Origin of the sequence: Chitinimonas taiwanensis DSM 18899 (assembly GCF_900119825.1) — a bacterium.
Classification (GTDB): Bacteria; Pseudomonadota; Gammaproteobacteria; order Burkholderiales; family Chitinimonadaceae; genus Chitinimonas; species Chitinimonas taiwanensis.
Map to the genome: position 1 here is coordinate 57757 of NZ_FPKR01000018.1, position 8630 is coordinate 66386.

Annotated in this window: 10 protein-coding genes and 2 tRNA genes; 6 read left to right on the forward strand and 6 right to left on the reverse strand. The window is 58.0% G+C overall.

Annotated features, from left to right (window positions below):
• The first annotated feature begins 227 nt into the window (after positions 1-227).
• The 3 genes from BT173_RS18560 (at position 228) to BT173_RS18570 (ending at position 2345) form a co-directional block, all read left to right on the forward strand.
• Positions 228-303: transfer RNA gene (locus tag BT173_RS18560), tRNA-Val, on the forward strand.
• Between the two features lie 62 nt (positions 304-365).
• Positions 366-442, forward strand: a tRNA-Asp gene (locus BT173_RS18565).
• A 94-nt stretch (positions 443-536) separates the two neighbouring features.
• Positions 537-2345 carry a peptidylprolyl isomerase gene (locus BT173_RS18570; protein ID WP_072430174.1) on the forward strand — a complete coding sequence of 603 codons (1809 nt, stop codon included), beginning with the start codon at positions 537-539 and terminating at the stop codon, positions 2343-2345.
• 73 nt (positions 2346-2418) lie between these two features.
• On the opposite strand, the gene BT173_RS18575 is transcribed toward BT173_RS18570, so the two are convergent.
• From BT173_RS18575 to BT173_RS18590, 4 genes are all read right to left on the reverse strand, one after another.
• On the reverse strand, positions 2419-3294 hold the full coding sequence (locus tag BT173_RS18575; RefSeq protein WP_072430175.1) for a CheR family methyltransferase: 876 nt from the start codon (positions 3292-3294) through the stop codon (positions 2419-2421).
• A gap of 58 nt (positions 3295-3352) precedes the next feature.
• A complete protein-coding gene (locus BT173_RS18580; protein WP_072430176.1) occupies positions 3353-4804 on the reverse strand; it encodes a serine/threonine-protein kinase in 1452 nt (483 codons plus the stop codon).
• A gap of 97 nt (positions 4805-4901) precedes the next feature.
• The gene (locus BT173_RS18585; protein ID WP_072430177.1) at positions 4902-5315 is read right to left on the reverse strand and encodes a DUF2721 domain-containing protein; all 414 of its coding nucleotides are present in this window, start codon (positions 5313-5315) and stop codon (positions 4902-4904) included.
• Positions 5316-5318: 3 nt separating this feature from the next.
• Positions 5319-5843, reverse strand: coding sequence for a peroxiredoxin (locus tag BT173_RS18590; RefSeq protein ID WP_072430178.1), 525 nt, complete (start codon positions 5841-5843; stop codon positions 5319-5321).
• A 605-nt stretch (positions 5844-6448) separates the two neighbouring features.
• On the opposite strand from BT173_RS18590, the gene BT173_RS20020 reads away from it, so the two are divergent.
• From BT173_RS20020 to BT173_RS18605, 3 genes are read left to right on the forward strand one after another with little or no spacing between them, the layout of a single operon-like run.
• Entirely contained in the window at positions 6449-7063 is a 615-nt protein-coding gene (locus tag BT173_RS20020; RefSeq protein WP_072430179.1) for a PAAR domain-containing protein, read from the forward strand.
• Positions 7002-7649 carry a hypothetical protein gene (locus BT173_RS18600; RefSeq protein ID WP_217651513.1) on the forward strand — a complete coding sequence of 216 codons (648 nt, stop codon included), beginning with the start codon at positions 7002-7004 and terminating at the stop codon, positions 7647-7649. The genes BT173_RS20020 and BT173_RS18600 overlap by 62 nt, the downstream gene beginning before the upstream one ends.
• A 2-nt stretch (positions 7650-7651) precedes the next feature.
• The gene (locus BT173_RS18605) at positions 7652-7954 is read left to right on the forward strand and encodes a hypothetical protein (RefSeq protein ID WP_072430181.1); all 303 of its coding nucleotides are present in this window, start codon (positions 7652-7654) and stop codon (positions 7952-7954) included.
• Between the two features lie 58 nt (positions 7955-8012).
• Here the strand turns inward: BT173_RS18605 and BT173_RS18610 are convergent, their stop codons facing one another.
• Both BT173_RS18610 and BT173_RS18615 read right to left on the reverse strand, forming a co-directional pair.
• Complete coding sequence (locus tag BT173_RS18610) at positions 8013-8273, reverse strand: phage portal family protein (protein ID WP_308417596.1); 261 nt, start codon at positions 8271-8273, stop codon at positions 8013-8015.
• A gap of 37 nt (positions 8274-8310) precedes the next feature.
• Positions 8311-8630, reverse strand: a 320-nt coding sequence (locus BT173_RS18615; protein WP_139256233.1) for an IS3 family transposase, incomplete at its 5' end; no start/stop codon positions are given.

The window sequence follows — 8630 nt, forward strand, 5'->3', positions numbered from 1 at the left end:
GACTTGTGTGTACTCGCTTCATCTGGCGATAGGAGACCCAGGTAAGTAAGTTTCGGGTGGGGGGGGCTGCCATTGTTGTTGAGTCGGGGCTCACCCAGGCCCACGCGGTGCAAAAAAAGCTCAATTTCTTGTTGGCAAATTGCTAAAAGATGCTTAAAGTAGCGGTCTTTCCGGTTCAGCAAATTTGAATCGGTTCCAGCTCCAAAGCAGTCATGCATTGAGAGAATGGGTGGTTAGCTCAGTCGGTAGAGCGTCTGCCTTACACGCAGAATGTCGGCGGTTCGACCCCGTCACCACCCACCAAGTTTTACAACGACCGATTCGATTGCTTTAATAGCCACTCACTCGGGCGTAGTGCCGAATCTGGAGCGGTAGTTCAGTTGGTTAGAATACCGGCCTGTCACGCCGGGGGTCGCGGGTTCGAGTCCCGTCCGCTCCGCCAGACAAAAAAGGGTGAACTTTACAGTTCACCCTTTTTTATTGCCTTTTTGGCTTATCCACCCAAGCGCCTCCTGTGGCGCGGAGATGTGTTTCCGATGTTTGAATTCGTACAGAACAATCGAACCTTGGTGGCCGTTGCGCTCGGCCTGGTTGGTATCGGACTCTTGGTTGGCGGCGGTGTGGCCGGTTATAGCGCCACGGCTGGTGAGCCGCATCTGGCCGAGGTGGATGGTGTGAAGATCACCGAGCGAGATCTGGCCAATGCCAGCGGTGGTCAACCCCTGGCTGACGCAGCCAAGGCACAGCTGCTGCAGGAATTGATTCAGCGCCAGGTGCTGCTTAGCGAGGCCAAAAGCCTCCATGTGCTGGCCAGCGATGCCCAGTTGCGCGAACAGATCATGGGCATTGATGCCTTCAAAGAGAATGGTCAGTTCAATCTGGAGCGCTACAAGAGCCTGTTGGCTGCGCGCCAGATGACGGTGGATCAGTTCGAAGCGCGCATGCGTGAGGACCTGGGGCTGCAGTTGCTGGCCGGCGCGCTGGGCAATAGCGGTTTCAGTTCCAGTCTGGCTAGCAACCGTTTGGTGGACAGCTTGGCGCAGTCGCGTGAAGTCGCCAGCTATCAGTTCATTCCGGCAGCTTATGCGGCGCAGGTGACCGTGAGCGAAGCCGATATCAAGGCGTATTACGATGCGAACCAGGCAAGCTACCGCTTGCCGGAGCGAGTCAAGGTCGCCTATGTCGTGCTGTCGCGCGAGGAGCTGGCTGCTAGCCAGACTATCGAGGCCGACAAAGTACGCGCCTATTTCGATGCGAATAAGGCCGAGCTGGCACCGGAAGAGCGCAAGGTGCGTCATATCCTGATCAGTGCGGATGCCAAGGCGCCGGCAGCTGAACGTGCCGCGGCCAAGAAGAGCGCGGAAGCCATTCTGGCCCGGGTCAAACAGAATCCGGCCAGCTTCGCCGAGCTGGCCAAGCAGAAGTCGCAGGATCCGGGTTCTGCCCAGCAGGGTGGCGATCTTGGTTACTTTGGCCGTGGTGCCATGGTCAAGGCTTTCGACGAAGTGGCCTTCAAGCTGGCCAAGGGCCAGATCAGCGATGTGGTGGAGACCGAGTATGGCTACCACGTGCTGCAGCTCGAAGATATTCGCGCCAAGTCCTTTGAGGAAGTGAAGCCGGTAGTCGAGCAGCGTCTGAAGCTGGAAGCAGCCCAGAAGCGCTTCGATCAGGTCAGCGAGCAGTTCTCGGATCTGGTCTATCAACAGGCCGATAGCCTGAAGCCGGTGGCTGATGCCCTGAAGCTGACCGTGCGTGAAAGCGATTGGCTGACCCGTGATGCGGCTGCAGACCCGCAGCTGAACCATGCCAAGGTGCGCGAAGCGCTGTTCAGCGACGATGTGCTGAACAAGAAGCACAATACTGAGGCAGTCGAGCTGTCGGCTGGTACCCTGCTGTCGGCCCGCGTGCTGCAGCATGAGCCGGCCAAGGTGCAGGCGCTGGCCGAGGTATCGGGCAAGATTGCCGAGCAGCTGAAGGCCGAGCGCGCCAAGGCGAAGGCGATAGAAGAAGGCAAGAAGGCTCTGGCCGCCTTGCAGAAGGGCGAGGCGCCTAGCCTGGCCTGGAGCGCCCCCAAGGTGCTGAGCCGTCTGCAGCCGGATGGTTTGGCCAAGGCCGATCTGAGCGCCATCTATGCCTTGCCGCTCAAGGATACGGCGGCGGGCTATGCAGGCTTGGAGAGTGCTGCCGGCTTTAGCGTATACCGCGTTGCTGCCGCACCGGCTGCGCCACTGGACCCGGCGCTGCGTGAGGGACTGACTGGCAGCCTGTCGAGCACCAGCGCCCAGATGGAGCTGGCGGCCTACCTGGCCAAGCTGCGGGAGCAGCACAAGGTCAGTAAGCCCTAAGTGGGCTGGGAATAAAAAAGCGCCCCGCGGGGCGCTTTTTTTATTGGCTGGCGACGACTACGCCGTAGCCGGTCTAGCGTTTTTCCAGTGCGTAGACGGTCTTGCCCTGCAGCTTGAACAGGTGGGCCGCGTGATACAGATTCTCCGAGTGACCAACAAACAGCAGGCCATTCGGCTTCAGCAGCGGTGCAAAGCGCTCAAGTATCTTCAGCTGGGTCGGGCGGTCGAAGTAGATCATCACATTGCGGCAGAAGATCGCATCGAATGGCCCGCGCACCGACCACATCGGGTCAATCAGATTCTGGCGCCGAAAGCTCATCATCTCGCGCAGCTCGGCCTTCACCTCAAACTGGCCGTCGGCGCGCTTATTGAAGAACTTGCTCAGCTGCTGTGGTGATAGTTTGTCTACCTTGTCGGCGCTGTAAACCCCTGCCTGGGCAGTTTTGAGCACGCTGGTATCCAGGTCGGTCGAGATGATCTTTACCGGTGGACGCAGGCTATCAAAGGCTTCGGCGGCGGTAATCGCCAGCGACCAGGGCTCTTCACCGGTCGACGCTGCCGAACACCAGATATTCAAGGTGCCCGCCGGCTTGTTGGCACGCAGATGCTCAAGCAGGACCGGGAAGTGGTGGGCTTCGCGGAAGAAGGAGGTCAGGTTGGTGGTCAGGGAGTTGATGAAGGCCTCCCATTCAGCCTCGTTGCCGCGCTCAAGCAGGACCAGGTATTCCTGGAAGGTATTGAAGTTGTGCGCGCGCAGACGCTTGGCCAGGCGGCCGTAGACCATATCGTGCTTGCTGTCGTTCAGCGCAATGCCCGCATAGTCGTAGATCAGTTTCTTGACGCGTTCAAAGTCCTGCTGGGTAAATTTGAATTCGCGATTGGCCGTGCTGCTGAGCCCCAGATTGAGTGGCGGCAGGGGCGAGAGCGGGGGGCGGGCATCTTTGGTCATGCCCTTATCTTAGCAGCGGATCGCGGCTTGCCAATCGCCAGCACGCAATCGGGCTGGCCTAGCGATCGCGGGTCTGGCGCGGCTTGGGTTTGGGGCAATTCCCCGCACTATCGCAGCCGGTGATCTTATTCCACAGACTGCCATCTTCCTGCTTGGTCGGGACGGCCGCTTCACTGGGCTTTTCTTCGGCGGCTGGCTTGCTCTCGGCTGTGGGTTTGGCTTCCGGTTTAGGTGCGCTGCTGGCGGGCTTGGCTTTCGGCTTTGCCTGCTTGACCACCTTCTTTGCACTGTTCGGCTGCGACGTGCTGGCGGCATTGCCGGCTGCTGGCGGTGCACTTTCCAGTGCGTTCAGGCCAGTATTGTCCAGGGGCGGTAAATTGCTGCTGACCAGCTCGGTCGATGCGGGGGCTTGCATCAGCACGGCTTCGGGCTGCGCGGGGGGCGGCTGTAGCGCTGGAGCGGGGGCTGGCGGAGGGACGGGGGCTTCGACAACGGCAGGTGTGCTGCTGGGCGTAGCAATCGATAGTGCGGCGGGTTCACGCTCCTGGCCAAACCAGGCCGCGGCGATGCCGATCAGGGCTACGCCGGCCATTGCGGCGGCCATGACTGGCAGGCGCGACTTGGCTTCGTTGGCGGCAGGCTTGGGCGGTGGTTCGCTGTGCTTGGTCGTAGCGACTTCGCCATTCGAGGTATCCGGTTTGCTTAGACTCAGATCGCGAAGTGCATTGCGGGCTTCGCGCACCGTGGCAAAGCGCGCTGCGGGGTCTTTTTCCAGGCAGCGCATCACCAGGGCCGCTAGCGCATCCGGTACATTCGGGTTCAGCGATTGAATCGGTACCGGGTCTTCATGCAGGATCTTGTAGGCGATGCTGGCCATATGGTCGCCATCGAAGGGGCGCTTGCCGGTCAGTACCTCATACAGCACGATGCCGGCCGCAAACAGATCGGCACGGCCATCCAGCTTCTTACCCTCGATCTGCTCGGGTGCCATATGGCGCGGCGAACCCACAATGGTGCCGGTGCGGGTCAGTTCACTGGCCGGTAGTTGGGCAATCCCGAAGTCGGTGATCTTGAGCCGGCCGTCGGCCTTGAGCATCAGATTGGCCGGCTTGATATCGCGATGCACGACATCGTGTTCATGCGCGTACGCGAGGGCGGCGAACAGCTGGTCGGCCAGCTTGAGGACCCGGTTCAGTGGTAGGCGTATGCCTTGGTCGAGCAGCGACTGTAGCGGCTTGCCCTCCACATACTCCATGGCCAGATAGGCATGGCCGTTTTCATCGCCGCAGTCATACATGGTGATGATGCCGGCGTGATTCAGGCGTGCTGCCGAGCGCGCTTCCTGCTGAAGACGCGCCGCGTACTCGCTGCGTTCGGCAGGGTTCAGGTGCAGGCGCAATACCTTCAGGGCAACGGTGCGATCCAGGCGTTCGTCCACCGCACGATAGACGACCCCCATCGCACCTTCACCCAAGGTGTCTTGAATCCGGTAATGGCCTAGTTTTTCCATGTGTTTATTCTAGCCTGCATTGGCATTTGCCTAGCGCAGATTAAGCCATTGTCATGTTAAGGCCGGGCAGCTTAAGTGGCCGAAGCTGAATCTGTGCTTAATGCGCCTCGTGACGGGCCAAATCCTCTTCCATATCAGCCAGCAGGATGTTCAAGGCATCGCTGGACATGCGTATTTCACTGAGCGATATCGCCAGCGAGATCAGCATCGCCGCCAGGCTGACGCTGAATACAATATGCGCACCAGATTGCAGGCCGAAGAAAATCAGGAACATGCACAGCACGCATAGAAACATCGCGCTGGCGCCCGCGGCCTGCATGCCACGGATTAGAGCTACGCGGCGGCGCAGATTGGCAATCTGGCGCAGAATCTTGGCGTCGGGTGCGCGCTGATAGTCCTCATGCAGCTTGCGGATCACGCTGGATAGCCCAAGAAAACGATTGGTATAAGCCAGCAAGAGCAAGGAAATGGCCGGGAAGAGCAGGGCGGGTACGCTGATTTCCATTTGCATGCTTTAGCTTCCCTTGCTGAGCGCGCGCAGGTCGGCCAGCACGGTCTTGGCATAGTCCTTGGTATCGAGGTCGGTGTAGCGGCGCATGATGCGCCCCGACGGATCGATCAGGAAGCTGTGTCGCTTGGCGAACTTCATGATGCCCAGATTGAGCAGTGCCCCGTAACGCTCAGCGGTTTTGCCGTCCGGGTCGGCCAGCAGGGTAAACGGCAGCTGATGCTTGCGACCGAACTCGCGGATCGCGGCAGGTGAGTCGGTGCTGATGCCGACCACATCGGCCCCTAGTGCGCGCAGCAGTACGATCTCATCGCGGAAGCTGCAGGCCTCCTCGGTACAACCTGGCGTAGCGGCCTTCGGGTAGAAATACAGCACCAACCACTTGCTGCGGAATTGCTCGCTACTGCGGCTCTGGCCATGCTGATCCTGCAGCACGAAGCCGGGCGCCAGCTGGCCGATATGGATGCTGGCCAGCAGCGGGCTGCTGGCGGCCAGTAGCAGGGTGATAAGTAATAGGCGTAGTGAAGACATGGCGTAAAACAAGGCAGACCTCGGACAAGTGATCCGATGGAATGTCGGCCGCTCGCTTCTGTGGTTAAGGGGGTGTCAAGAAAAAGCCATTAATAAACAGACTGATAAGATTCTCTCTCTGTCCTTGTCGCACTTATGACTACACCGGCACTTTCTCATTTCAGTTTACAAGCGTACCACTTCAGCTCCTTGGACGGCATAGGGATGGCCCGACCTTGCGCCGAAGTATGACTGCTTATCTAGAGTGCATAAATGTGCATAAATTCCGTGGCCCAGATATATGGCTTCATCGCCTGTATTGGTGCGGCATGGGCTGCATTTATGCAGGTGCATAAAATGCGCTCTATGAAGCAGGCGGGCGTGGCGGGGATACGAGCGCGCGCCAGCGGTGCCAGCAGGGGTTCCCTGATGTTTTGTGGCTCTGCGGACTACCGACTGTCCCTACGCCCAATCCATTGCATCGAAGCGGTTAACCGGTCACCATGACCGGCGGCTACGTGCTTGTCGCGAAGCATAGAGGAACAAGAGTAGGTGAGAACAATGGATGCAGATTGCGTGGAAAGGCAATGGAGTAGGACAGAGCACATGAAGGCAGAGGTGAGCAAATGGGCCGCCCAGTAATAGTACTGGGTGATGCAACGGACCATGGCGGGCGAGTCATTGGCGGTGACATGTCGACTAACGTTGATGGGAAGCCTATTGCCCGTGTCGGCGACATGGTTTCCTGCCCGAAATGTAAAGGCACATTCCCCATCATTGAGGGGGTAGTGGATACGATTTTCAGTACTCAGCCCGTTGCTGTACACGGTCACAAAACAGCATGCGGTGCAACATTGATCGGTTCCCAAACCCTGCTACTGGTTCATGTTGCAGCTGGCAATGTCTATCGGTCTGTACCAGCTCCAACCACTAGCAAGTCCTCACCGCCAGTAGGGGACGGTGGATCGGATGCTCGCGAATCACGAGACGAGCAGGCACATCAGTACGATATGCATTTCTTGGTCCAGGATAAGCAAACAGGGCAGCCATTAAGACAGATTCGATACAAGATCACGCTTTCTAACGGCAAGACGTCGCTGGGTTACACGGATGACAACGGCTTGACGCAGACAGTTTCAGCAGATTCCGCCCTAACCGCCACCATTGAGGCTCCATACTATGACAACGACCCTGCAAGTGACGCTTACGCCAACTGCGGACCGGACACCTGCAACTGTTGAAACGACTAGTGAATTAAGTGGTGCTCAATGGATTAGCCGCTTTCCTACAAGTACGAGCCTTGATGATCTGGAATCCCCGTTTAAGGAAAACGTCACCTCGTTTATCGCAGCATTAAAAGCCGCAGGCGCTGCCGTCACGATTGCGGCAACCCGGCGACCCAAAGAACGAGCGTATCTGATGCATTGGTGCTTTAAGATTACCAAGGGCAAGGCAAAGGCCGACAACATCCCAAAAATGGCGGGTGTGGACATCAAGTGGGATCATTCGGATGCTGACGGGAAGTACTCAGAGTCCGAGTCTATTAAGGCCGCCAAGGCAATGGTTAGCGGTTATGGAATGCAGGGACTTGTTGGCTTAGCCCCGGCCTTGAATTCACGGCATATCCAAGGTAACGCTATCGATATGAACATCTCTTGGAGCGGTACGCTATCAATCACCGATGTGAAAGGTGAGATAGTAGAGATCGCTACGTCGCCGAGGACTGGAATGAACGAGACGCTACATAAAGTCGGCGCAGGCTACAACGTCATCAAGTACAACGGTTCAGGCGTCGACAAACCACATTGGTCTACTGACGGGCGCTAAACATGATGAGATACCTGCCTTTACTGTTCATGTGGGCATTGGCAAGTGTGGTGTTGGCTTCGGGAGATGTTGTATTCCCCAAAGAGGTTCAGCGCTTCATTGCGAAGCGTGAAGGCTGTGACCACTTCCGCGGTGAGATCGGTGAGAACGGTGATGAGAAACGACAGCGAGAGGTTCAGGCGAATCTCAAAAAGCTCTGTACAGGTACAGATCGCCAGTTGAACGCGCTACTGAAGAAGTACCAAGGGTGGCCGGAGATCATAGAGAGATTGAGCGAATTCGAGACGGACATAGAAGCGCAGTAGAGTCTCGCGCGAAAAAAAGCCGCCCGGTGGGGCGGCTTGGTCATTGGCGCAGGCTCGGCTACGCCGTGCCCATCCCCGCCAGGGTATAGGGCTCGAAGTCCACGATTGTCATACCGGCCCAGTCGTTCACCTCGCGCATGCGGTTCTGCAGGTGGGTCAGCTCATTGCGCACGAACACTTCCGCTGCCTTGGCCACATCCCCAAAGCCGCCCGTGTTGTTCGGGATGATGCCCATCATCTGCGGTGGCACCCGGTGCGCCGCCAGCTGGTCGTCACGGGTCGTGTTCTTGATGCCGATGAACTCATCCTTTGCCGCCACTTTGGACTGTCCCGGAAACGGTAGACAACCTCCAGCCTCACGCCGCGGCTAGTTCAAAGGCCTCGGGACTGACGCCGCCAAGATGGCTATGACGGCGGACACGGTTGTAAAACGCTTCGATATAGTCAAATACATCGGCGCGAGCCAATTCACGCGTTTTGTAGATACGCTTACGGATACGTTCCTTTTTCAGGCTACTGAAGAAAGATTCAGCGACCGCATTGTCCCAGCAGTTCCCTCGCCGACTCATGCTGGGTTCGAGCCTATTGGCGGCACAGAAACGACGCCAGTCATCGCTGCCGTACTGTGAACCCTGGTCAGAATGGATTAAAACCGCGGCTTTGGGTTTGCGCTGCC

Coding starts and splice junctions, on each gene's coding strand:
- BT173_RS18570 (WP_072430174.1), top strand. CDS start 537: ATGTTTGAATTCGTACAGAACAATCGAACCTTGGTGGCCGTTGCGCTC.
- BT173_RS18605 (WP_072430181.1), top strand. CDS start 7,652: ATGATGAGATACCTGCCTTTACTGTTCATGTGGGCATTGGCAAGTGTG.
- BT173_RS18575 (WP_072430175.1), bottom strand. CDS start 3,294: ATGACCAAAGATGCCCGCCCCCCGCTCTCGCCCCTGCCGCCACTCAAT.
- BT173_RS18590 (WP_072430178.1), bottom strand. CDS start 5,843: ATGTCTTCACTACGCCTATTACTTATCACCCTGCTACTGGCCGCCAGC.
- BT173_RS18580 (WP_072430176.1), bottom strand. CDS start 4,804: ATGGAAAAACTAGGCCATTACCGGATTCAAGACACCTTGGGTGAAGGT.
- BT173_RS18600 (WP_217651513.1), top strand. CDS start 7,002: ATGACAACGACCCTGCAAGTGACGCTTACGCCAACTGCGGACCGGACA.
- BT173_RS18585 (WP_072430177.1), bottom strand. CDS start 5,315: ATGCAAATGGAAATCAGCGTACCCGCCCTGCTCTTCCCGGCCATTTCC.
- BT173_RS20020 (WP_072430179.1), top strand. CDS start 6,449: ATGGGCCGCCCAGTAATAGTACTGGGTGATGCAACGGACCATGGCGGG.